This is a genomic window from Mycoplasma haliaeeti (assembly GCF_048284645.1).
Lineage (GTDB): Bacteria > Bacillota_I > Bacilli_A > Mycoplasmatales > Metamycoplasmataceae > Mycoplasmopsis.
Genome location: NZ_JBLWAB010000008.1, coordinates 25,439 through 48,459, shown reverse-complemented (window position 1 = coordinate 48,459; position 23,021 = coordinate 25,439). Strand labels below are relative to the sequence as shown.

General features: G+C 32.9%; 36 protein-coding genes, 2 tRNA genes and 1 pseudogene. All 39 read left to right on the top strand.

The features are described 5' to 3' along the window. The first annotated feature begins 139 nt into the window (after positions 1-139). A complete protein-coding gene (gene secY, locus ACNQ2T_RS02770; protein WP_418006369.1) occupies positions 140-1,540 on the top strand; it encodes a preprotein translocase subunit SecY in 1,401 nt (466 codons plus the stop codon). Then, positions 1,534-2,199: an adenylate kinase family protein gene (locus ACNQ2T_RS02765; protein WP_416755519.1), complete on the top strand. Its 666-nt coding sequence runs from the start codon at positions 1,534-1,536 to the stop codon at positions 2,197-2,199. The genes secY and ACNQ2T_RS02765 overlap by 7 nt, the downstream gene beginning before the upstream one ends. 33 nt (positions 2,200-2,232) lie before the next feature. Continuing rightward, entirely contained in the window at positions 2,233-2,979 is a 747-nt protein-coding gene (gene map, locus ACNQ2T_RS02760) for a type I methionyl aminopeptidase (protein WP_416755520.1), read from the top strand. Positions 2,980-2,994: 15 nt separating this feature from the next. After that, positions 2,995-3,195 (top strand): translation initiation factor IF-1, encoded by a 201-nt coding sequence (infA, locus tag ACNQ2T_RS02755; RefSeq protein WP_465223544.1) that lies wholly within the window; start codon positions 2,995-2,997, stop codon positions 3,193-3,195. A gap of 10 nt (positions 3,196-3,205) precedes the next feature. After that, positions 3,206-3,319 carry a 50S ribosomal protein L36 gene (rpmJ, locus tag ACNQ2T_RS02750; protein WP_078746966.1) on the top strand — a complete coding sequence of 38 codons (114 nt, stop codon included), beginning with the start codon at positions 3,206-3,208 and terminating at the stop codon, positions 3,317-3,319. Positions 3,320-3,332: 13 nt separating this feature from the next. Beyond that, complete coding sequence (gene rpsM / locus ACNQ2T_RS02745; RefSeq protein ID WP_416738602.1) at positions 3,333-3,701, top strand: 30S ribosomal protein S13; 369 nt, start codon at positions 3,333-3,335, stop codon at positions 3,699-3,701. 2 nt (positions 3,702-3,703) lie between these two features. Then, positions 3,704-4,093, top strand: a complete 390-nt coding sequence (gene rpsK, locus ACNQ2T_RS02740) for a 30S ribosomal protein S11 (protein WP_257089267.1) — start codon at positions 3,704-3,706, stop codon at positions 4,091-4,093. Positions 4,094-4,121: 28 nt separating this feature from the next. After that, positions 4,122-5,132 (top strand): DNA-directed RNA polymerase subunit alpha, encoded by a 1,011-nt coding sequence (locus ACNQ2T_RS02735; RefSeq protein ID WP_416755521.1) that lies wholly within the window; start codon positions 4,122-4,124, stop codon positions 5,130-5,132. Position 5,133: 1 nt separating this feature from the next. Then, complete coding sequence (gene rplQ, locus ACNQ2T_RS02730) at positions 5,134-5,496, top strand: 50S ribosomal protein L17 (protein WP_416738604.1); 363 nt, start codon at positions 5,134-5,136, stop codon at positions 5,494-5,496. Positions 5,497-5,687: 191 nt separating this feature from the next. Then, positions 5,688-6,881, top strand: a complete 1,194-nt coding sequence (locus ACNQ2T_RS02725) for an acetate/propionate family kinase (RefSeq protein ID WP_416755523.1) — start codon at positions 5,688-5,690, stop codon at positions 6,879-6,881. After that, positions 6,871-7,302 (top strand): pantetheine-phosphate adenylyltransferase, encoded by a 432-nt coding sequence (gene coaD, locus ACNQ2T_RS02720; RefSeq protein WP_418035901.1) that lies wholly within the window; start codon positions 6,871-6,873, stop codon positions 7,300-7,302. Before ACNQ2T_RS02725 ends, coaD begins: the two co-directional genes overlap by 11 nt. After that, on the top strand, positions 7,295-7,888 hold the full coding sequence (gene yihA / locus ACNQ2T_RS02715; protein WP_416755527.1) for a ribosome biogenesis GTP-binding protein YihA/YsxC: 594 nt from the start codon (positions 7,295-7,297) through the stop codon (positions 7,886-7,888). The genes coaD and yihA overlap by 8 nt, the downstream gene beginning before the upstream one ends. Next, entirely contained in the window at positions 7,875-8,798 is a 924-nt protein-coding gene (locus tag ACNQ2T_RS02710) for an MAG1430 family protein (protein ID WP_418035900.1), read from the top strand. Before yihA ends, ACNQ2T_RS02710 begins: the two co-directional genes overlap by 14 nt. 180 nt (positions 8,799-8,978) lie before the next feature. Beyond that, complete coding sequence (gene pyk / locus ACNQ2T_RS02705; RefSeq protein ID WP_416755529.1) at positions 8,979-10,412, top strand: pyruvate kinase; 1,434 nt, start codon at positions 8,979-8,981, stop codon at positions 10,410-10,412. A gap of 123 nt (positions 10,413-10,535) precedes the next feature. Then, positions 10,536-12,188, top strand: a complete 1,653-nt coding sequence (locus tag ACNQ2T_RS02700) for a ribonuclease J (RefSeq protein ID WP_418035899.1) — start codon at positions 10,536-10,538, stop codon at positions 12,186-12,188. A 70-nt stretch (positions 12,189-12,258) separates the two neighbouring features. Then, complete coding sequence (locus ACNQ2T_RS02695; protein ID WP_416755531.1) at positions 12,259-12,600, top strand: thioredoxin family protein; 342 nt, start codon at positions 12,259-12,261, stop codon at positions 12,598-12,600. Positions 12,601-12,801: 201 nt separating this feature from the next. Continuing rightward, on the top strand, positions 12,802-13,110 hold the full coding sequence (gene rpsJ, locus ACNQ2T_RS02690; RefSeq protein ID WP_416754667.1) for a 30S ribosomal protein S10: 309 nt from the start codon (positions 12,802-12,804) through the stop codon (positions 13,108-13,110). A gap of 27 nt (positions 13,111-13,137) precedes the next feature. After that, positions 13,138-13,797: pseudogene (gene rplC / locus ACNQ2T_RS02685) on the top strand (50S ribosomal protein L3); the annotation flags it as partial. A gap of 134 nt (positions 13,798-13,931) precedes the next feature. Then, positions 13,932-14,627 (top strand): 50S ribosomal protein L4, encoded by a 696-nt coding sequence (gene rplD, locus ACNQ2T_RS02680; protein ID WP_416755532.1) that lies wholly within the window; start codon positions 13,932-13,934, stop codon positions 14,625-14,627. Next, positions 14,627-15,100, top strand: a complete 474-nt coding sequence (gene rplW, locus ACNQ2T_RS02675) for a 50S ribosomal protein L23 (RefSeq protein WP_416755533.1) — start codon at positions 14,627-14,629, stop codon at positions 15,098-15,100. Before rplD ends, rplW begins: the two co-directional genes overlap by 1 nt. 106 nt (positions 15,101-15,206) lie before the next feature. Further along, positions 15,207-16,052 (top strand): 50S ribosomal protein L2, encoded by an 846-nt coding sequence (gene rplB, locus ACNQ2T_RS02670; RefSeq protein WP_416755534.1) that lies wholly within the window; start codon positions 15,207-15,209, stop codon positions 16,050-16,052. Continuing rightward, complete coding sequence (gene rpsS / locus ACNQ2T_RS02665; protein ID WP_416738616.1) at positions 16,052-16,330, top strand: 30S ribosomal protein S19; 279 nt, start codon at positions 16,052-16,054, stop codon at positions 16,328-16,330. The genes rplB and rpsS overlap by 1 nt, the downstream gene beginning before the upstream one ends. Next, on the top strand, positions 16,330-16,671 hold the full coding sequence (rplV, locus tag ACNQ2T_RS02660; RefSeq protein WP_416755535.1) for a 50S ribosomal protein L22: 342 nt from the start codon (positions 16,330-16,332) through the stop codon (positions 16,669-16,671). The genes rpsS and rplV overlap by 1 nt, the downstream gene beginning before the upstream one ends. A 1-nt stretch (position 16,672) precedes the next feature. Further along, on the top strand, positions 16,673-17,326 hold the full coding sequence (gene rpsC / locus ACNQ2T_RS02655; RefSeq protein ID WP_416741781.1) for a 30S ribosomal protein S3: 654 nt from the start codon (positions 16,673-16,675) through the stop codon (positions 17,324-17,326). Next, entirely contained in the window at positions 17,326-17,748 is a 423-nt protein-coding gene (gene rplP / locus ACNQ2T_RS02650; protein ID WP_416741782.1) for a 50S ribosomal protein L16, read from the top strand. Before rpsC ends, rplP begins: the two co-directional genes overlap by 1 nt. Then, positions 17,748-17,942 carry a 50S ribosomal protein L29 gene (gene rpmC / locus ACNQ2T_RS02645; RefSeq protein WP_416755536.1) on the top strand — a complete coding sequence of 65 codons (195 nt, stop codon included), beginning with the start codon at positions 17,748-17,750 and terminating at the stop codon, positions 17,940-17,942. Before rplP ends, rpmC begins: the two co-directional genes overlap by 1 nt. Before the next feature lie 2 nt (positions 17,943-17,944). Continuing rightward, positions 17,945-18,214 carry a 30S ribosomal protein S17 gene (rpsQ, locus tag ACNQ2T_RS02640; protein ID WP_416741784.1) on the top strand — a complete coding sequence of 90 codons (270 nt, stop codon included), beginning with the start codon at positions 17,945-17,947 and terminating at the stop codon, positions 18,212-18,214. Next, complete coding sequence (gene rplN / locus ACNQ2T_RS02635; protein ID WP_416738622.1) at positions 18,214-18,579, top strand: 50S ribosomal protein L14; 366 nt, start codon at positions 18,214-18,216, stop codon at positions 18,577-18,579. The genes rpsQ and rplN overlap by 1 nt, the downstream gene beginning before the upstream one ends. Positions 18,580-18,598: 19 nt before the next feature. Continuing rightward, positions 18,599-18,931, top strand: a complete 333-nt coding sequence (rplX, locus tag ACNQ2T_RS02630) for a 50S ribosomal protein L24 (protein ID WP_416741786.1) — start codon at positions 18,599-18,601, stop codon at positions 18,929-18,931. A 1-nt stretch (position 18,932) separates the two neighbouring features. After that, positions 18,933-19,478 (top strand): 50S ribosomal protein L5, encoded by a 546-nt coding sequence (gene rplE, locus ACNQ2T_RS02625; protein WP_416741787.1) that lies wholly within the window; start codon positions 18,933-18,935, stop codon positions 19,476-19,478. Continuing rightward, complete coding sequence (locus ACNQ2T_RS02620; RefSeq protein WP_416738625.1) at positions 19,478-19,663, top strand: type Z 30S ribosomal protein S14; 186 nt, start codon at positions 19,478-19,480, stop codon at positions 19,661-19,663. Before rplE ends, ACNQ2T_RS02620 begins: the two co-directional genes overlap by 1 nt. A 2-nt stretch (positions 19,664-19,665) precedes the next feature. Then, complete coding sequence (gene rpsH / locus ACNQ2T_RS02615; RefSeq protein ID WP_416738626.1) at positions 19,666-20,061, top strand: 30S ribosomal protein S8; 396 nt, start codon at positions 19,666-19,668, stop codon at positions 20,059-20,061. Positions 20,062-20,073: 12 nt separating this feature from the next. Continuing rightward, a complete protein-coding gene (gene rplF, locus ACNQ2T_RS02610; RefSeq protein ID WP_416741789.1) occupies positions 20,074-20,613 on the top strand; it encodes a 50S ribosomal protein L6 in 540 nt (179 codons plus the stop codon). 24 nt (positions 20,614-20,637) lie between these two features. Continuing rightward, positions 20,638-20,988, top strand: a complete 351-nt coding sequence (rplR, locus tag ACNQ2T_RS02605) for a 50S ribosomal protein L18 (RefSeq protein WP_416741790.1) — start codon at positions 20,638-20,640, stop codon at positions 20,986-20,988. Between the two features lie 2 nt (positions 20,989-20,990). Further along, a complete protein-coding gene (gene rpsE, locus ACNQ2T_RS02600; protein ID WP_416741791.1) occupies positions 20,991-21,626 on the top strand; it encodes a 30S ribosomal protein S5 in 636 nt (211 codons plus the stop codon). 3 nt (positions 21,627-21,629) lie between these two features. Continuing rightward, positions 21,630-22,070, top strand: coding sequence for a 50S ribosomal protein L15 (gene rplO, locus ACNQ2T_RS02595; RefSeq protein ID WP_474623435.1), 441 nt, complete (start codon positions 21,630-21,632; stop codon positions 22,068-22,070). 90 nt (positions 22,071-22,160) lie between these two features. After that, the gene (gene upp, locus ACNQ2T_RS02590; RefSeq protein WP_416755538.1) at positions 22,161-22,784 is read left to right on the top strand and encodes a uracil phosphoribosyltransferase; all 624 of its coding nucleotides are present in this window, start codon (positions 22,161-22,163) and stop codon (positions 22,782-22,784) included. A gap of 61 nt (positions 22,785-22,845) precedes the next feature. Beyond that, positions 22,846-22,929 (top strand) — tRNA-Tyr (locus ACNQ2T_RS02585). Between the two features lie 5 nt (positions 22,930-22,934). Next, positions 22,935-23,009 (top strand) — tRNA-Gln (locus tag ACNQ2T_RS02580). Positions 23,010-23,021 lie beyond the last annotated feature (12 nt).

The window sequence follows — 23,021 nt, the reverse complement described above, 5'->3', positions numbered from 1 at the left end:
AAGTTAATGTATTCAGACATTTTAATGAATTATTTAATTACTATTCAGTTTTCAACGAACATATAAATAACGCTAAAGGCGTTTTTTTATTTTCAAAAATAAGATATAATTACGCTGTAATACAAAAAAAGGGGAAATTTTGCGCACTTTAATATTTAAAATAAAGAACCAATGAAATAATTTCTGAAGCAATAAAGAACTAACCAAGAAGGTTATTTTTACCTCATTCCTTTTGATAATTTATATTATGGGTACAACAATTACTGTTCCATTTGTAAGACTAGTTAATGCAGATGAAATAGGTAATAACTCATTTTTAAACACCCTTAATTTAATTGGTGGTGGTGGATTAAGACAATTTTCATTATTTGCCTTAGGAATCAGTCCATTCATCAATGCCTCATTGATAATGATGATTCTTCAATCTAAAATCTTCCCACCAATTCATAAATTAAGTCAAAGTGGACCTCAAGGAAGAAGAAAGATAAATGTAATCACAAGATTTCTTACTCTTATTATTTCATACCCTCAAGCTGTCTTCTTGCTTAAGACTTTAACAGCTGGAGGAAGAAATTCATTTATTGGATTTGATCTAGCGGGTACAGGAATATCTGAAGCTACAATGGCTTATTTTATACTTCCAGTTATTCTTACTGCTACTTCATTATTTGCTCTTTTTATTTCTGAGCAAATTACAAATAAAGGTGTTGGAAATGGAACAAGCTTAATTATCTTTACAGGGATTGCTGCCAGACTTCCATTTCAATTTAAAGAAGCATTTATTCACTACATTGGATTAGAACCTTCAAAACTTTCTAGTTCATTAGTAGGAATTGTAAACTTTACAACATACATCCTAGTGTATTTAGTAATCATTATGATTATTGCAATTGTCTATACAGCTGAAAGACATATACCTATTCAACAAATTGGAGCTGGTAGATCAAAGAGCAAAAAAGATATGGGTAATTTACCTATTAAATTAAACCCAGGTGGAATTATGCCTATTATTTTCGCTATGATGGTATTATCATTCCCTACTATGATTGCTAATATACTTCCAGATACCAATGCTTCTAAGCAATGAATTAACCAAAACTTACAATTTACACAACCTATTGGATTTACACTCTTATTAGTTATTATTTTTGCATTCTCTTTAGTAATGGGAATTCAACAATCTAAAGTTGATAAAATTGCTGAAGACTTTGCTAAAAACTCAACCTTTATTCCAGGAGTTAGACCTGGAGAAGAAACACAAGATTATTTAATTGCTATTGTGTTTAGATTAAGTGTTTTCTCATCTATTTATTTACTAATATTAGGTGGAATGCAATTTGTTGAAATTATGGCAGGAATTTTACCAAGCGTAATTTCATTTGGTGGTACAGGATTAATGATTTTAGTTAGTGTATCACTTGAAACAGTGAGCCAATTGCAAGCTCGCAGAAAGACATATAGATTAGCTAAAGCTAAGAGAGAATCAATGAAAAATATTGAAAACTATGAAGCTAACAGCGTCGAAGGACTATTATGATAAACAATTTAAAAACTAACATTATTTTTATGGGGCAGCCTGGAGCTGGAAAAGGAACTGTAGCCTCATTAATTGCAAGTAAAAGCAATTTAATCCATGTTTCTACAGGAAATATATTTAGAAAAGAAATTGAAGAACAAACAGAATTAGGATTAAAAGTAAAAAATATTGTTACAACAGGTGGATATGTGCCTGATGAAATTACTAATGCAATCGTTAAGAATGCACTAGAAAAATTAAAGAAAGAAAATAAATATTTTATTCTTGATGGTTTCCCTCGAACAATAGCTCAAGCAGAATTTTTAAAAACATTAACTGACTTTAAATTTGTGGTTGTCGAACTAAAAGTTGACAAAGCAATTATTTTAGATCGTTTAAGTGGAAGAAGAACTTGTTCAAAATGTGCTGAAAGTTACCATGTAAAATACAAGCCTTCAAAAGACAATCGTACATGTGACTTATGTGGTGGAGAATTAATTCAAAGACAAGATGACACAGAAGAAAGAATCGCACATAGATTAGATTTATACGAAGAACAAACTAAACCATTATTAGATTATTATGCTAATTTAAACGAATTAAATGTAATAGATGCTTCGCAAACCCCTGATTTAGTGGCAGATAAAGTTCTTAAATTAATTGAAAAAAATGATAAAATATAAAAACTTTAGAATAAAGTAGAAAGGATTTTTACTATGATAACTATTAAAAATCCAGCAGAAATCGAAAAAATTTCTAAATCTTGCAAAATCTTGGCAGAAGTCAAACAAGTTATTTGGGACTTTGTAAGACCAGGTGTTTCTTTAAAAGATATTGATCAATTGGCTTTTAAAGAAATAATAAAACGGGGAGCTAAACCTGCATTTAAAGGTTTATATGGCTTTCCTGCTACAGCATGTATATCTGTAAACGAACAATTGATACATGGTATACCAAGCGATTATATTCTTAAAGAAGGTGACTTAGTTAGTGTTGACTTAGGTTGCATTTGAGAAGGATATAATAGCGATAGCGCATTTACTAAAGGAGTTGGTCAAATCTCAGCAGCTGATCAAAAATTAATTGATATAGCAAAAGAATCATTTTATGCTGGATTTAAAGCCATCAAAAAAGGCGCAAGAGTCGGAGACATCTCTTATGCTATCGGTAAATGCATTAAAGAAAATGGATTTTATACACCAGCTGAATTCTGTGGCCACGGAATTGGACGTAAGTTACATGAAGATCCTTATGTTCCAAATGATGGTGTAAAAGGTACAGGACCATTGCTAAAAGATGGTATGGTCATCTGTATTGAACCAATGATTACGCAATATCCTAAGATTAAAACTCTTAAGGATGGATGAACTGTAATTAGTGCTGATGGAAGTAATAATTCACATTATGAACACACAGTACTAATAAAGAATGGCAAAGGTGTCATTCTGACGAAAGGAATTTAATTGGCTAAAGACGCAATTAAACTAACAGGCATTGTTAAAGAAGCATATTCAACAGATGATTATTCTGTGGAATTAGAAAATGGCGTAGTAATTAAAGCGCATATCTCAGGTAAAATGAGAGTAAATCACATTAGAATCTTACCTGGAGATGCAGTAGATGTAGAAGTAAGTCCTTATGATTTAACTCAAGGACGTATTACATACAGACACAAATAAAGGAGAACTAATGAAAGTTAGAGCAAGTGTTAAAAAAATGTGTAAAGACTGTAAAATTATCAAACGTAAAGGAATTATCCGTGTTATTTGTGAACAACCAAAACACAAACAAAGACAAGGATAAGAAGGGAAATTAAATGGCTAGAATTTTAAACGTTGAAATTCCTAACAATAAACGTGTTGTTATTTCATTAACATACATTTATGGAATTGGAAACTCATTAGCAAAAGAAATCTGTGCTAAAGCAAACATCAGCGAAGATGCTCGTGTAAAAGATTTATCAGAAGAAGAATTATCAAGAATCCGTGAAATTGCTAAAGAATATACAACTGAAGGTGACTTACGTAGAGAAGTAAGCTTAAACATTAAACGTTTAATGGAAATTAAATGTTACCGTGGAATGAGACACCGTAAAGGATTACCTGTACGTGGACAAAGTACTAAGAAAAATGCTCGTACACGTAAAGGACCTAGAAAAACAGTTGCTGGAAAGAAAGGTAAATAATCATGGCACGTAAGACAAAGAAAAAGAACATTACAAGTGGTGTTGCACACATCCACTCAACAAACCAAAATACAATTGTTACATTTGCAGATGAAAATGGTAATGTTATTGCTTGATCATCAGCTGGAGCAATTGGATACAAAGGTACAAAGAAAAAGACTCCATATGCTGCTGGATTAGCTGCACAAGCTGCTGCAGAAGCTGCTAAAGAACACGGAATCAAAACAGTTAAAGTTGAATTAAAAGGACTTGGAGCTGGTAAAGACGCTGCAAGAAAACAAATCGAAGTTAGCGGAATTACAGTTACAGAAATCAAGGACGTTACACCAGTTCCACACAACGGAACAAGACCTCCAAAACGTATTTTAAAACGTGAACGTATGAAGAAATAATTCGTAAACATAAAGGAAGGTACAAACAATGGAAAAATTTAAAAAACCAAATTATTTAGAAAAACCACAAATTAGAGAAACTAGTGAATATGAAACTACATTTTCTTTACAAGGTTTAGAAAGAGGATATGCTAACACTTTAGGAGTTGCACTTAGACGTACACTTCTTTCAAGTGTTACAGCACTAGCACCATTCTGTGTTAGAATCGAAGGTGTTACACATGAATTCCAAACTATTAAAGATGTAGTCGAAGATGTACCAAGTTTATTTATGAACCTAAGAAAAGTTAGATTCACATATGATGCCAATGAAGTTTCAGATAATGAAATTATCAAGGTAACTTTATCTTCAAACGCAATTGGACCTGTGACAGCTAGATCATTAAAAGTTGTTAATAATCCAAGTGTGCAAGTTCTAGATCACAATGTGTATCTAGCAACAGTTTCAAGTGAAAATGCATTAAATCTAGAATTATATTTACGTCCTGGACGTGGATATATGTCATTTGATGAAAACAAAGCTTATGTATCAAGAAGAGAAGCAGAATTAGCAGCTTTAACAGACATTAAAAAGGCTAACTTTATTGCTATTGATTCAAACTTCTCACCAATTACAAAAGTTGCATATTCAGTTTCTGAATTAAACTCATCATCACCAAAACTAGAAGAAAAACTAGACTTTACAATCCACACAGATGGAACTGTAAAAGCTAAAGATGCTATTAAATCAGCTGCTGAAATCTTAATGGGATTATTCCAAGTAATTGGATCAGTAGAAGATATGAAACTTGACATTTTTGAAGAAGAAGCACCAAAGGTTGAAGAAAAAGAAGAAGATGATTTAGATATTGCTCAAATGGGACTTTCTGTTCGTTCAGCAAATGCTCTTAAGAGAATTAAGAGAACTAAATTATCTCAAATTAGAGAACTTACATTGAATCAACTTGAACAAACAAAGAACTTAGGTAAAAAGTCAATTCAAGAAATCATAGACAAATTAAAAGAATATGGTTACGAATTAAAAGAAGGAGATGAGTAATATGGCAAATCCAACTCAAATTTATTCACGTGATACAAAATGAAGAAATGGTGTAATGCGTTCATTAGTGAGCGAATTATACGTTAACGGTAGAATCGTAACAACTTTAACAAGAGCAAAAGAAGTAAGAAGACACGCTGAAAGAATGATTCAAAAGGCTAAAAACCCAACATTAGCTAACAGACGTGCTGTTGCTGCTTATTTACGTCCAATCCAAACAAAAGATGGAAAAGAAGTATTAAAATACTTATTCGAAGATATTGCACCAAAATACGCTGAAAGAAATGGTGGATACACAAGAATTATTAAATTACCTCGTCGTCAAGGTGATTCAACACGTATGGCAATTATTGAATTAGTTTAATTTTACAATTTTAATTACACGCAATTAGGTACTTATCGGATAATGAGATAAGTACTTTTTTATAGCTTTATCCTATGTTAAAAAATTGAATAATTGGTATAATTTAGCTATTAATTAATAGCTATTTTAAAAAATAAGCTTGTAAATTTGAAATAAGCAAGTGCTTATTAAAAGTAATAAAGGAGAAAGAAATGAATCAAAAAGTTTTAGTTATTAATGCTGGAAGTAGTTCAATTAAATTAAGTTTATTTGATAAAGAAACTTTAGAACTAATTGCTAGCGGTATTGCTGAAAGAATTACCTTACCAGAAGGGAACATCGTTTTAAAATACAATGGTGAAAAATATGAAAGAGTTGTAGCTATGCCTACACACGAAGAAGCAGTTAATGAGTTATATAAATTAATGCAAGAAATTAACTTAATTTCTAACCCTGATGAAATCTCTAACATCGGATTTAGAATTGTGCAAGGTGGAACATATTTTGATCGCACAACTAAAGTAACTGACAAAGAAATTGCTTTAATTGATGAATGTTCAATGTATGCACCTTTACATAACCCAGGAGCAGTTCAAGCTATTTTAGGATTTAGAAAAGTTTTCCCACATGCTAAATTATCTGCTGACTTTGATACTGCATTCCACACAACAATTGATAAAGTTAATGCAACATACGCAATCCCTAAAAAATTAACTGAACAATACAAAATCAAACGTTATGGTGCTCATGGAATTTCACACCAATACATCTCAGAAAAACTAGCTCAAATTCTAGGTAAAGAAACTGTAACATTTGTTAACTTACACTTAGGAAATGGTGGTAGTTTATGTGCTATCAAAGATTCAAAATCATTTGATACCTCAATGGGATTAACACCACTAGCTGGAATCATGATGGGAACAAGAAGTGGTGATATTGACCCTTCAATCCATGAATTCGTATGCAAACAAACAGGTATGGGAATTGAAGAATTTACTAATGTACTAAACAAACAAAGTGGTCTATATGGAGTATCAACAGTTTCAAGTGATATGCGTGATATTACAGCAGCTGCTCGTAATGGAAATGAAGATGCAGCCTTTGCTTTAGAATTATATGCACAAAAAATTGCTGACTATACAGCTCTATATGCTAACAAAATTGGTGGAAATCCAGATGCTATAGTATTTACTGCTGGAATTGGTGAAAACGTAGCATTAATTAGACAAATGGTAATTGATAAGCTATTTTTCAAAAACATTAAGCTAGATAATGCAGCAAATACTGCACCATTTGATGAATATGCATTAATTTCTGCACCAGATAGTGAAGTTAAAGTTTTCGTTATCCGTACTAATGAAGAATTAGTTATTGCACGTAATGCATTAGAAATCTATGCTAAATAATAAAACTGCCTTGTATGCTGGATCATTTGATCCGTTCCATCCAGGACACCAAGCAATTGTGACTAAAGCTTTACAATTGTTTGACTTACTTTATCTTGTAGTAACATGAAACCCTGATAAGGATAATTGCTTACAAGTTAGCAAAAATTATCAAATTATAACAGACTTGTATCAAAACGAGCCTAGGGTAATTGTGCTACAAAATACCACTAAATTAACTGCACACCTAGCTAAAGAACTAGGCGTGCAATGACTAATTCGTAGTGCCAGAAACAATAGCGACTATGGATATGAATTAGAATTAGCTTGCGGGAATAAAGAATTAAATCCCGAGCTAGAAACTATATTAATAGTCCCAGATTGCCAAGATATTAAATATCAATCTAGATTAATCAGACATAAGGAAAAATTCAATGTTTAAATTCGTAAAATCAGCTACTAAAAAAGAAAATTGATACGAGCATCCCTATAATGAGATTGCTTTTTGAGGGCGTTCAAATGTGGGCAAAAGCTCATTAATTAACACGATTGTTTCAAATAAGAAACTAGCTAAAGTGTCTAAAACACCAGGAAGAACGCAACTTTTAAACTTCTTTCAAAATGAATATGGAGCAGTCTTTGTTGATCTACCTGGTTATGGATATGCTAAAGTATCAAATTCCATCTTAGTTGAAATGAACAAAATGATTGATGAATACATTATTAATCGTAGCAATCTAAAATGCTTATATTTATTAATTGATGCAAGACATGGGATTACTAAAACTGATGTTGAACCAATTGAGTTTTTAACTCGTGTTGGTGTGCCTTTTAAAATTGTTTATACTAAAGCAGATAAATTAAAACAAAAGGAAAAACATCAATTATTAAAGGATATTCAAGCTGCTAGACAGCTATATGGGCCATTTCAATATTTTATTGTCTCAAGCGAAACTAAAATTGGAATTAATGACTTAATTAATGATATTAACGATACCTTATCAGGAGAAAATTATGAAGAAAAGTAATAAGCTATTTATAGCCTACGGAATAATTGGAGCCTTTGCACTTGGTGGAATAATTGGAACATCTATTTCAATTGCACAGCAACAAAAGAAATTAACTCTAGTACAAGAATTAGATAAGTATCAATTGCAAAAAACCTCTAGTTTAAACCAAGACGTCTTAGCATCACAATACGCAAGTAACCCACTGCAAGTAACAAGAGAAAAGTGAGATAGTGATGCTTGAAGCAAAGAATTAAAAATCGTTGAATTATTAACTCAAAAAGCAGTAGTTGATAATGATGGTAAAAAACCAAGGGTAGAATTTTATCTATATGATAAATCTAAACCATTAGCAGCAATTTTTAATAAAGATGATTATTCATTAATTAAATTTAAGTCATATGCTAACGATTTTGAGGGTGTTTTATATCTTGAAGTAACTTATCCAGTTACAAGCGCTATGAAAGCACAAGATGCTTCATTACAAGATAGTGCAACTAAAGTATATACACTTTCAGGATTTAAAAAGTTCCCTGAATTTAATCCATATCAATTAAATAATACTATTTCAATTTCTGCTAAAGAATCTGATATTACACATGACTTTGATTCGGTAGCTAAATTTAAAGCAAGTTATGATCAAATGCTAGCAGATATAGCAAAATCTAGCCAAGCTAGTCTGGATCGTGAAACTTGATTTAAGAAATATTTTGACTTTAACTTAGCTTCTGTAACAGCAATTGATTGAAATAAAGTTACTTTAGAATTCCAAAATGATACTGTCCAAATTCATTATACTTATGGTTACCAAGTACTTGCAGCAAGTAAAAGTGACCTAAGTAAAGTGGGAAGTTTTTACCCACAAAATGATGCCCAAGGTATGCAAACCTTTAATAATATTTTTAAAGCAGAAGAAAAAGTTACTGCCTAATAACATTCCTTGTTAATTTTCAAATTAACAAGGTTTTTTCTATGCCTTGTGCATTGATATAAAGGCGCCAAAATGCATTTTTTAAAAACTTTAAGTCCTAAAAATAGGTAAGAAATAAATTTTTAAAATTGTTGTTATTAGTGATAAAATACATATATAAAAATTACTTATAGGAGTATTATGAAAATTACTGATAAAAGAACTAAATTAGTAGCTACTATCGGTCCATCAAGTGATAACTACGACATGTTACTTTCACTTGTGGAAAATGGTGTTACAACAATTAGAGCTAACTTTAGCCACGGTTCACACGAAGAACAATTAAACAAATTCAAATTAGGAAAAAGAGTTTCACAAGAACTTAAAATCCCTGTTTCATTAATGTTAGATACAAAAGGACCAGAAATTCGTATTGGAAAAATGAAAGATGGTGCTCAAGTAGTACAATCAGGTTCTGAAGTTTTAATTCACACAACAAGTGATAAATACCAAACTTTAGAAGGAACAGCTACAGAAATCACAGTTGCTTACGATATGGCACAAGATTTAGCTGTTGGAAACCAAGTTTTAATCGATGATGGTAAATTATCAACAGTTGTTACAGAAGTAGGTAAAGGATACGTTAAAGTTAAAGCTGAAAACACACACAAATTAAAGACAAACAAACGTGTTAACTTACCAGGTGTTGACTTCTCATTACCATTCTTAGCTGAAAAAGACATTAACGACGTTAAATTCGGAATTGAAAATGGAATTAACTACGTTGCTGCTTCATTTGTTAACTCAGCACGTAATGTTAAAGAATTAAGAAAATTACTTGACGAAAATGGTGGAAGCCACATTCAAATTTTCTCAAAAATTGAATCTCACTTAGGATGTGTAAACATCGATGAAATTATTGAAGCATCAGATGGTATCATGGTTGCTCGTGGAGACTTAGGACTTGAAATCCCTTACTACGACGTTCCTTACTATGAAAAAATGATGATCAGAAAATGTCGTGAAGCTGGTAAACCAGTTATCGTTGCAACACAAATGTTAGACTCAATGGAAAACTCACCTCACCCAACACGTGCAGAAGTAACAGACGTTTACTATGCAGTTGAATTAGGTGCTGACTCAACAATGCTTTCAGGAGAAAGTGCAAACGGATTATTCCCACTTGAAGCTGTTAAAACAATGGCTGCTATCTCAAGAAGAGCAGAAAAAGAATTCTATGCAAGAAACTACTACGATGTGCAACTTGAAAAAGTTTGAGCAAACTCAGACCAATCAAACAAACGTTCACAAATCGCTTACAAAATTGCTGAAAAAACAAAAGATGGAAAATACAAATTTGTTGTTACATTATCTAGAACTGGAACATTATTAAAAGAAGTTGCTAAATTTAGACCAAATTCAACAATCATTGGTGTAGTTAACAACCCATTATTAGTAAACGCTTTTGGATCATACTCAAGTGTTTGAACATCTGTTGATTCTGAAGCTTTATTCCCATTAATTAAGAAAGATCACGAAAATGCTGTTACAGCTCTTGAACCATACGGAATTCAAAAAGGTGACCAATTCTTAGTTGTTGAAAACGATGTTATTACAGAACACGTTGTTAAATAATTAACTATTTAAATATTCGCTAATTGTGGCGGATATTTTTTTGCTTTAATGTTATAATTAAGCTAGTTAATAAATAATTATTAATTTTCATACAATCACAAAATAATACAACAGGAGAAAATAATGGATAATGTTAATATTTTTGCTCTAGGTGGGCAAGACGAAAATGGTAAGAACTGCTATATTTTTGAACATAATAATGATATTTATGTAATTAATGCGGGTGTAAAGGTACCAATTGATGCAAACAATGGTGTAGATACTTTAATTCCTGACTTTAGTTATTTAATTAAAAACAAGGACAAAATTAAAGGTATCTTTATTACTGATATTAAGAATGAATCATTCTCAGCTTTACCTTGATTATTAATGAAAATTCCTAACTTGCAAATTTATACTTCAGCCTTTAATAAAGTTATGGTGCTTGAAAGAATTTCAAAATACGGAATTGATCAAAAAAGCTTTAAAATCAATACTTTAAGAGGTAAAACTAAAATTGGATCAGTAGATGTTATTCCATTTAATTTAACTGGCTCAATGCCAGGAAACACTGGATTTAACTTTTCTACAGCTGCTGGTGATTACATCTTTATGTTTAACTATGTAGAAGGTGATTTAGGTATCTATGGCAGAACTAACTTTAAATCGCTAGCTAACTATTTTAGCCACAAGCCAGTTATTGCTTTAGTAACTGATGCAGGACGTAGTAATGTTACTGCTCGGGCAATTGATAAATATAAATCAAATCCTAAGCTTACTGCTGCCTTTGAAAATACTGCTAAAGATAAACGAATTATTGTAGGTGCTTATGGCGAAGAAATGGTTTCAATTCAACAAGTAATAGATCTAGCTATCAAACACAATCGTCCAATCATTCCTTATGGAAAAACATATGCTGACTTACTATATTTAATTTCTAAATTTAGCGATAATGTTAAGCTACCTGAAGTAGTTGATTATAAATCAATTGCAAAATATGATAATGCTGTTATTTTAGTTACAGCAGCTACTGAACGTTTATATAATCGTTTTGAAAGAATTGCTTCAGAAAAAGACGTTTATTTAAAACTTAATGCTGATGATACTATGATTCTTATGGCACCTCCAGTAAATGGACTTGAATCTAAGTATGCTGAAATGATGGACTTAGTTGCCAAAATCACACCTAATATTTATGAAATATTGGATAATGATTACTTCTATTTACGTCCAACTAAAGAAGATTTATTAAACTTAGTAAAACACCTTAAACCAAGTTACTTTATTCCAACTCAAGGTTTATATCGTTATTTAGTAGGGGCTAGTGAATTCATTTGTGATGAACTAAGCAAGAAACAAAGCATCGATCCAGTTGTGCTACTAAACGGGAAAATAGCGCACTTCCAAGGTGATAAGTTATTTAGCCACAATGGTAAGATTAAAGAAGTTGGAAACACCATTATTGATGGTTTTGGAGTAGGTGATATTTCTTCAGAAGTTATTGCTGAAAGAGAAGCTTTAGGAAGAGAAGGGGTCATAGTTATTAATGGGCTTTACTCACCTAAAACTAAGAAAATTGTTGGACAATTACATATCAGCTATATTGGTGTAATTGACCAAAGTGAAATTGAAGAAACTAATGCATTAATTACAGATTTAATTGTTGAAGTATTTAAGACTAAATCATTTACCTCAATGAGAGAAGTTAATGAAAAATTAAGAAAAACTATTCGTAAAAAGATCTTTAAACTCAAAGATAAAGACCCGATGGTAGCTTTAACATTAACTACAATTTAATAATTCAAAAAACACATTTATACTGTAAAATAATACAGATAAATGTGTTTTTATTTATAAAGGAGAAAATATGTTTAAACAAATGTCTTGAAAAGATGCGCAAGCTGTTATTGAATCTAACCCCGCTGACCATCTTTTATTCCTAAATTTCACAACCACTTGATGTGGTGATTGTAAGATGATGAAACCAATTGTTGAATCAGTAGCAAATGAATATGAGCATAATAACAAAATTACTTTCATTAATATTGATGCTGAAGAAGCTAAATTATTTAGAGAACACGATAATAAATGAAAAATACTTAAGGTACCAACTATGTTATTACTTCAAGGAGACGAGATTTTAGAACGTGGTTACGAGTACATGCCAATGCAAATTTTGAGCAATTGAATTAGCAAAAAAATCTCATAATAGCCCTTGTGATACACCAAGAGCAGTTGTTAAAAAAATAAGCAGAAAAAACCCTTCTGTTTTTTTATTTTTTCAATATAATACAAAAGCAACTATAGCTGTGATTTTTAAAGGTTGCTAGCTTGCCAAGATTCAGTTGTCGAGGACAAGTTAGGTTTTTTAAAAGGAGCTATTGTTCAAAAGAACAAAAGGAGACAACACATGAGTAAACTAAATATCAAAGTTAAAGGGTTTGACCACTCATTAGTTGATCAAGCTGCTAAGAAAATTTTTACAGTAGCAAAATCAGCTGGTGCTGAAAAAGTTAGTGGACCAATTCCTTTACCTACAAAAAGAGATGAAGTTACTATCTTAAGATCTGTTCACATTAACAAAAAATCACGTGAACAATTTGAAAGCAGAACACACCAAAGATTAGTTGTAATTACCAATCCTTCTGCTGAAACACAAGATAAATTAAACAGACTTGAATTACCAGCTGGTGTGGATATTCAAGTTAGAGTAAAATAAATTTAATACCCAAATTAAGGAGAACAAATGAAAGGAATCTTAGGACGTAAAGTTGGTATGACTCAAATTTTTACAGAATCTGGAAAAAGCGTTCCAGTTACTGTAATAGAAGTACAACCAAATGTTGTGTCAAAAGTTTTAACAGCTGACAAAAATGGTTACGTTGCTACTCAACTTGCTGTATTTGATAAAAAAGCAAGTCGTGTTAACAAACCTGAATTAGGTCACTTTAAAAAAGCTGATACAACACCTAAGCGCTTCGTTAAAGAAGTTCGTGATATGTCAGGTTATGAACTTGGAAGTGAAATCAAAGCTGACATATTCGCATCAGGTGAATTAGTAGATGTTACAGGAACATCAAAAGGAAAAGGATTCGCCGGAACAATTAAAAGACACAATCAACACATTGGACCAAAATCTCACGGTGGAGGTGGAGGATCTCAACCTGTTAGACAAACTGGATCACTTGGGGACATCGCAGGTAACAGAGTGTTTAAAGGTATGACAATGCCAGGGCAACTTGGAAATGTTAAAACAACAGTTCAAAACCTTGAAATCGTTAAAGTTGATGTGAAAAACAATTTAATTTTAATTAAAGGTTCAATTCCAGGACCTAAAAAATCTTTCGTAGTAGTTAAGGAAGCTGTTAAAGGTCTTCCAAACCGTGAAGGAATCAAACTTGTTGACATTGAAGAAGTTATGTTAATGAACGAATTAATCGAAAAAGCTAAGAAATTCAACATTGAAGTTACAGTTGGAATGAACTCAACTGAATTATCAGCATTAATTCAAGAAGCTGAAGAAAAAGGAGATAAATAGTTATGGCTGAAACAGTTAAAAAATCAACAAAAGCAACAACAGCTAAAAAAGCTACTGCTCCTAAATCAGCTAAAGTAACAGTTGCTAAAGACAAAAACGTTACTAAAGCTGCATTCAAAGCTGAATTACCTGCTAAATTATTTGCAAGCGAAAAAATTTATGAACAAGCAATTTTCGACTCTATTCTTTCAGAAAGAGCTTCAAGAAGACAAGGAACACACAAAGTTAAATCACGTGCAGAAGTTTCTGGTTCAGGTAAAAAACCATGAAGACAAAAAGGTACAGGACGTGCAAGAACAAGTTCAACACGTACACCTATCTGAGTTGGTGGTGGTAGAGCATTTGGTCCTACAGCCAACAGAAACTACTCATTAAAAGTTAATAAGAAAGTTAAACTTGCTGCATTCGTTTCAGCATTAACATTATTAGCTCAAGACAACGCAGTATTAGTTGACGATCTTGCTTTAGAAGCAGTATCAACAAAAGCTATGGCTGCTAAATTAGCTGAATTAAACTTAAGCAACTTAAGAAACGTATTAATCGTTACTGAAAGTGAAGCAGTTTACAAATCAGCAAGAAACATCTCAAACGTTGTTTTATCAAAAGCTAACTCATTAACAGTTGAAAGATTAATCGGAGCAGACGTTATGGTTATTTCAAATGAAAGCTTAAAACTATTAGAAGGGAAAGTTAAATAATGGAATTAACAAGAGTTATCATTGCACCAGTTCTTACAGAAAAATCAGATATTCAAAGAGCTAACGGTGTTTACACTTTCAAAGTAGATTACAAAGCTAACAAACACCAAATCGCTGAAGCTATCGAAACAATCTTCAATGTAAAAGTTGAATCAGTTAGAACAATCAAAGTTGAAAAACAACCTAAAAATGTTGGACGTTTCCACGGATTTACAAACCGTTACAAGAAAGCTATGGTTACTTTAAAAGCTGGTTCAGATATGAACTACTTACCAGCTGATGAAGAAGAAGCAACATTAGTTGCTGAAGAAACTAAAGCAAAAGAAGCTGCAAAAGCTGACAAAGCTGCTAAAAGCGCTGACGTTGAAAAGAAAGCTGCTGCTAAATTAGCTGCTAAAAAATCAACAGCTACAAAAGCAACAAAAACAGTTGCTAAAAAAGCTACTACAAAACGTAAAGTTGGTGGAGAATAATAATACTCCGATGAACTTTCGGAAAACAATTTAATTTAATGGGGTAAAAAAGCTTGCTTAAAAGACAGACCCCCAACTATTTTTAAGCAAAAGGAGAAAAGACACAATGGCGATTAAACATTATAAGCCAACGACAAATGGTCGTAGAAACATGTCTTCTCTTGATTACAGAGCAAACTTATCAGGTCACGCTCCAGAAAAATCACTTTTAGTGAATTTAAGAAACAACGCTGGACGTAACAACCAAGGTAAGATTACTGTTAGACATCACGGAGGGCGTGTTAAAAGATACTACAGAATTGTAGACTTTAAACGTAACAAAGATAACATCCCTGCAATCGTTAAAACAATTGAATACGATCCAAACAGATCAGCAAACATTTGTTTATTAGCATATGCAGATGGTGAAAAAAGATACATCCTTGCTCCTAAGGGTATTAAATTAGGACAAATCGTAGTTTCAGGAACAGAAGCTGACATCATGGTAGGTAACTCATTACCACTTGCAAACATTCCTGAAGGTACATTCGTACACAACATCGAAATGCAACCTGGAGGTGGAGGAGTTATAGCTCGTTCAGCTGGAACTTCTGCACAAATCTTAGGTAAAGACGAAGATGGTAAATACGTAGTGTTAAGATTAAAATCAGGTGAAACACGTCGTATTTTATCACGTTGTCGTGCAACAATTGGTGTTGTAGGAAACGAAGAACACTTACTTGTTAATGTTGGTAAAGCTGGAATCAACAGACACAAAGGTATTAGACCAACAGTACGTGGATCAGTTATGAACCCTGTAGACCACCCACATGGTGGAGGGGAAGGTAAGCAACCAGTTGGACGTAAAGCTCCACTTACACCTTGAGGTAAAAAAGCTCTTGGAGTTAAGACAAGAAAAACTAAGAAATCTTCAAATAAACTTATTTTAAGAAGAAGAAAGGATTCTAAATAATGGCACGTAGTCTTAAAAAAGGTCCATTTGCTGACGAACACTTACTTAAAAAAGTAGATGCAATCGTTGAAGGAAATGCACCAAAAAAACCAATTAAAACTTGATCAAGACGTTCTACAATCTTCCCAAGCTTCGTAGGATTAACATTCGCAGTACACAACGGAAAACAATTCTTAGAAGTTTACGTAACAGATGACATGGTAGGACACAAATTAGGAGAATTCGCACCAACAAGAACATTCTCAGGTCATGGTGCAGATAAAGGTAAGAAGAAATAATGGCACAACAAGCAAAAGCACACGTTAAATTACAAAGAGTTAGCGTTTCTAAAGCAAAATTAGTAGCAAACCTCTTCAGAGGAAAAGATGTTACAGATGCATTAGGACTTCTACACAACGTTAACAAAAAATCAGCTCCTATTTTTATCAAGTTATTAGAATCAGCAGTTGCAAACGCTACACACAACCACGGTATGGATGCAACTAAATTATATGTAAAAGAAGTTTATGTAAATGAAGGTCCTACTCTTAAGAGATTCCAACCAAGAAGTCAAGGACGTGCTTACTCAATCTTAAAACGTACATCTAATTTATCAATAGTATTAGAGGAGAGAAATTAATATGGGACAAAAAGTTAATCCAAATGGATTCCGTTATGGTGTTACAAAAGCACACAACTCAACATGATTTGCAGACAAAGATAACTTTGGAACATATTTAGTTGAAGACGCTAAGATCTACAAATTTTTCGATAAATTAGTACGTCAATACCAAATTGGTCAAGTAGAAGTTAAACGTAACAGAGATAATAAAGTTACAGTTGTACTTCACACAGCAAAACCAGCAGCAATTCTTGGAACAGAAGGTAAAAATGTTCAAGAATTAACAGTTCAATTACAAAAGAACTTAAAGAACAAGAACTTAAATGTAAACATTCAAGTTGTTGAACTTAAAAACCCTGATTTAAACGCAAGATTACTTGCAGAAATGATTGCTACAAAATTAGAAAACCGTGAAAGTTTCCGTTCAGCACAAAAAATTGCTATTAGAAATGCAATGCGTGCTGGAGCAAAAGGAATTAAGACATCAGTTAGTGGACGTCTTAACGGTGTTGATATGGCTCGTACAGAAGGATATTCTGAAGGTGAAATGAAATTACATACATTAAGACAAAATGTTGACTACGCTACAGCAACAGCTAGAACAACATACGGTGCTATCGGTGTTAAAGTGTGAGTATCATTAGGTGAAATTTTGGAAGGGGAAAATAAATAATGCTTCAACCAAAAAGAACAAAATACAGAAAACCATTTGTTGTTAAACACGACAAACGTAGAGCTACAAAAGGAAACACAGTAGCATTTGGTGAATTCGGATTACAAGCTACAACATCAGCATGAGTAACAGCTCGTCAAATCGAGTCAGCTCGTATTGCTGCTACACGTAGAATGGGTCGTGAAGGACAAGTTATTATCCGTATATTCCCACACTTTGCCAAAACATCTAAACCTATCGGAGTTCGTATGGGTTCAGGTAAAGGTACACCAGAATTATGATATACAGCAGTTAAAGTAGACACAATGATGTTTGAAGTTGGTGGAGTTCCAGAAGATATTGCACGTGATGCTTTACGTCTAGCTGGACACAAATTACCTGTTAAATGAAGAATCGTTAAAAAAGAAGAAGGAGATAAATAATGCTTTACAACGAATTAAAAGAAAAATCAGTTGAAGAATTACAAACTCTTGTAGCTCAACTTAAAGCAGAATTATTTACTTTAAGATACAGAAATGTTACAGGTGATTTAAAAGAAACACACAAAATTGCACTTATTAGAAAAGACATTGCTAAAGCTCTTACAGCTTTAAACGAAAAAAAAGGAGCTAAATAATTATGGAAAGAAACACAAGAAAAACACTTGTTGGTACAGTTGTTTCTGCTGGTAAATCAGCTAAAACAATTATTGTTGCAGTTGACACATACAAAACACACCCATTATATTCAAAACGTTTCAAATCTACAAAGAGATTTGCAGTACACGATGAAAATCAAGTTGCTCAACTAGGTGATATCGTTTTAATCATGGAAACTAGACCACTTTCAAGAACAAAACACTTCAGACTAGTTGAAGTTAAACAAGCAGCTACAGAAGGACAAAACTAATGTTACAAGAATTATCAAGAGCAAACGTTGCTGATAACTCAGGTGCTAAAGAAATCGGAGTTATCCGTATCTTAGGTGGGTCAAGAAAGAAAGTAGCAAACATCGGTGATATTATTGTATGTTCAGTTAAAAAAGCTATTCCTAACGGAATGGTAAAAGAAGGTCAAGTTGTTAAAGCAGTTGTTGTTAGATCATCATACGGAGTACACCGTGACAACGGTTCATACATTCGTTTTGACGACAACGCTGTAGTATTACTTAAGGAAGATTTAACACCACGTGGAACACGTGTATTCGGACCAGTTGCTCGTGAATTACGTGAAAAATTCCCTAAAATTGTTTCACTTGCACCAGAAGTATTATAGGATTTAAGGAAAACAAATTATGAACAAAATTAAACTTAGAAAAAATGACGAAGTAATCGTTATTGCCGGTAAAGAAAAAGGTCAAACAGGAACAATTGAAAAAGTATTACACAACGAAAACAGAGTTATTGTTAAAGGATTAAACTTTATCAAGAAACACAACAAACCTTCACAACAAAACCAAGATGGTTCAATTACAGAAAAAGAAGCTCCAATTCATGTTTCAAACGTGCAATTATTAGTGAAAAAAGCAACAAAAGACAAACCACACCAATCATCAAAATTAGGATACAAAATTGATGCTAAAGGAAACAAAGTAAGAGTAGCAAGAAAGACAGGAAAGGAAATCTAATATGCTTAAAAATGTTTATTTAGAAAAAGCAGTTCCTGCTTTAAAAGAAAAATACAATTACAAATCATCAATGGAAGTTCCTAGAATCGAAAAAGTTGTATTAAACATGACTGCTGGAAAAGAAATTAATAATTCAAAAGCAATCGAAGAAGTTTTAAATGAATTAACATTAATTTCATCACAAAAACCATATCAAACAACAGCTAAAAAATCAAACGCTTCATGAAAATTACGTGAAGGAATGCCTATGGGTGGAAAAGTTACACTTCGTAGAGACAGAATGTGAGATTTCTTAGACAAATTAATTAACGTGGCAATGCCTCGTATTCGTGACTTCCGTGGTGCAAATCCTAAAGCATTTGACGGAAGAGGAAACTACAACCTTGGAATTAAGGAAGAAATCATCTTCCCAGAAATCGAATTTGACAAAATTCGTAGAATCAAAGGACTAGACGTTATTATTGTAACAAACGCAAAAACTGATGCAGAAGCAAGAACATTACTTGAATCAATCGGTGTACCATTTGACAAAAAAGGAGCTAAATAATGGCTAGAAAAGCATTAATCGAGAAAGCAAAACGTCAACCAAAATTCTCATCACGTGCATACACACGTTGTGAATTATGTGGACGTCCACACTCAGTATTAAGAAAATATAAAGTATGTCGTATCTGTTTTAGAAATCTTGCTCACGAAGGTAAGATTCCAGGTATGAAGAAAGCGAGTTGATAATTATGTTTATTACAGATCCAATTGCAGATTTAGTTGTTCGTATTAAGAACGCTAACATTAGAAAACATAAAACAGTTACAATTCCTTATTCAAAACAAAAAGAAGCTATCGTTAAGCTTATTTTAGATGAAGGGTACATTGCATCATACGCAATCGAAGGTGAAGGCGTAGATAAAAACATTGTTGTTACATTAAAATACAAGAAAAATAAATCAGCTATCGTTGACTTTAAGAGAGTTTCAAAACCAGGTCTTAGAGTTTATGTTAAAGCTGAAGAAATTCCAAGTGTTATTTCAGGATTTGGTACAGTTATTATTTCTACATCAAAAGGACTTATGACAGGAAAAGAAGCTAGAAAGGAAAATGTAGGTGGTGAAGTTATCGCTTACATTTGATAATAGGTAATTAGTATGTCTCGTGTTGGAAATCGTGTTATCAACGTTCCTGCTGGAACAACTATTACTGTTGAAGGAAACAAAGTTACTGTTTCTGGAAAACACGGATCTCTTGTTAGAGAATTCAGTCCTTTAATCACAATCAATGTAGAAAACAACCAAGTTACAACAGTTCGTGCAAACGAAGAAAAACACACCAAACAATTACACGGTACAACAAACTCATTAATTTCAAACATGATCAAAGGAGTTACAGAAGGATTCCAAATCGATCTTGAAATTAAAGGGGTTGGGTACAAAGCTGAACTTAGAGGAAATGAAATCGTTGTTAATGCTGGATATTCACACCCAGTATCTAAAAAGATACCAGCTGAATTAAAAGTTACAGTTGCTAAACCAACAGAAATTTCTGTATTCGGAAACGATAAAGAAATCGTTGGACAATTTGCTGCTGTAGTTAGAGCTATTAGAAAACCTAATGTTTACTCAGGTAAAGGTATTTCATACAAAGGCGAAAAAATTAGACGTAAAGAAGGGAAAACAGCTTCTAAATAATTTAGAGGTTGTTAGGTTACAATTATGAAAGCAAAATCAAGAAACGCAGCTAGAAAAGTTAAACATGTTCGTTTACGTCAACACATTAGTGGTACAGCTTTAAGACCACGTTTAAATGTGTTTAAATCACACCAAAACTTTTACGCTCAAGTTATTGATGACACTAAAGGTGTTACATTATTATCAGCTACAACACTTCAAAAAGGTGTTTATGCAGGTAACATTGCATCAGCAGCTGAATTAGGTAAAAGAATGGGTCAAGAAATGGTTAAATTAGGTATCAAAGAAGTTGTATTTGATCGTGGTGGATACTTATACCACGGTAGAGTAAAAGCTTTTGCAGACGCAGTTAGAGAACAAGGAGTTAAATTCTAATTATGGAAAACAATAAAGAAGTTAAAGCAACAGAAGTTGCAGGTACACAAGAAGTTGTAGCTAAAAGAGCTCCTAGAGCTCCAAGAAAAGCTAACGAAGCAGAACAACAACGTCCACGTCGTAACGCTGGCGCAGCTAGAAAACCACGTGCACAAAGATTTGAATCAGAATTTAGTGAAAAAGTTGTTGACATCGCTCGTGTTACAAAAGTTGTTAAAGGTGGAAGAAGATTCAGTTTCTCAGCATTCGTTGTTGTAGGAAACAAAAAAGGTCTAGTGGGATTTGGACACGGTAAGGCTAACGAAGTTCCAGATGCTATTAGAAAAGCTATCAAAGATGCTCAAAACAACCTTGTATCAGTTCCAGTTGTAAACGGAACATTACCACATGAAATCGATGCTAAATTCTTAGCTTCACGTGTATTATTAAAACCAGCTCCTAAAGGAAAAGGACTTATCGCTTCAGGTACAGTTCGTGCAGTTGTAGAACTAGCTGGTTACACAGACATCGTAACAAAAACATACGGGTCACGTTCAAAATCTAACGTAGTTAAAGCAACAGTAAAAGCATTACAAAACTTAAGAACAGTTGAAGAAATTGCAGAAATCAGAGATAAACAAGTAAAGGATTTTCAATAAGATATGGCTATAAAATTAAATAATTTAAAATTTTCTGAAGGTTCAAGACCTGACAAACACCGTAAAGGTAGAGGTCACGCAGCTGGTAAAGGTAAACAAGCTGGTAAAGGACAATCAGGACAAAACAAACGTAAGGGTCACAGACTAGGATTCGAAGGGGGACAAACTCCTTGATTCCGTAGAATTGGTAAACGTGGATTTACAAACGTTAACCACATTGAATATCAAATTATCAACTTATCTGACTTAGAAGCAAAATTCAATGATGGTGATACAATCACATTAGAAACATTATTTGATACAAACTTAATCAAAAGACAAATGCCTGTTAAACTTTTAGGTAACGGTGAATTAACAAAGAAATTAACAATCTATGTTCACAAAGCTTCTGCTTCTGCTAAAGAAGCATTCGCTAAAGTTGGTGGAACAATCAACGAATTATAATAATCATTTCAAGCCAAGCGCAAGCTTGGTTTTTTTATTTTAAAATAACGCTTAAGATTGTGTATAATAAAAAGAAATTAACGAGGTAATATGATCACAGTAATTAATCACCCTTTGATTAATATCAAACTTACAAAAATGCGCCAAGAAAGCACTACACATAGCGAATTTAGAAGCAATTTAAATGAGATTGCATCATTGATGGTGTATGAAATCATGCGCAATTATCAACCTAAAAATATAAAAATTACCACTGCACTTAAAAGTGAATATATTGGTTATGCTTATGATAAAGAAATAGTTATTATTCCGATTTTAAGAGCTGGACTTGGAATGGTTGACGGGATTGTTAATTTAATCCCTCAAGCCAGAGTTGGACACATTGGAATGTACCGTAATGAAGGTACTGAACAAGTAACTGAATACTTTTATAAGATTCCAAATGTAAGCCTAGATAGCAAAATGATAGTTGTTGATCCTATGCTAGCTACTGGAACATCAGCTTCAGATGCAATTAGCAAGCTAGAGTCACAAGGTTTTAAAGACATTACACTAGTTTGTCTAGTAGGGGTTGAAAAAGGAATTAAGAAAATTCAATCAATGCATCCAAATGTTGATATCTTTTTAGCTGCACAAGATGATTACTTGGATGAAAACAATTATATTAGACCAGGGCTTGGGGATGCTGGAGATCGCATCTTTGGTACAAAATAAAAAAATAAAAAAATTCTATATTTTTTAAAAAGTTGCTATATAATAATATAGCAATTCAAATGGGGGGATAGCAAAGCGGCCAAATGCGGGTGGCTGTAACCCACTTTCTTAGGATTCGGGGGTTCGAATCCCTCTCCCCCCACCATTAATTGCCCCATAGCCAAGCGGTAAGGCAGCGGGTTTTGGTTCCGCGATGCGTTAGTTCGAATCTAACTGGGGCAGCCATATCACCTTGAA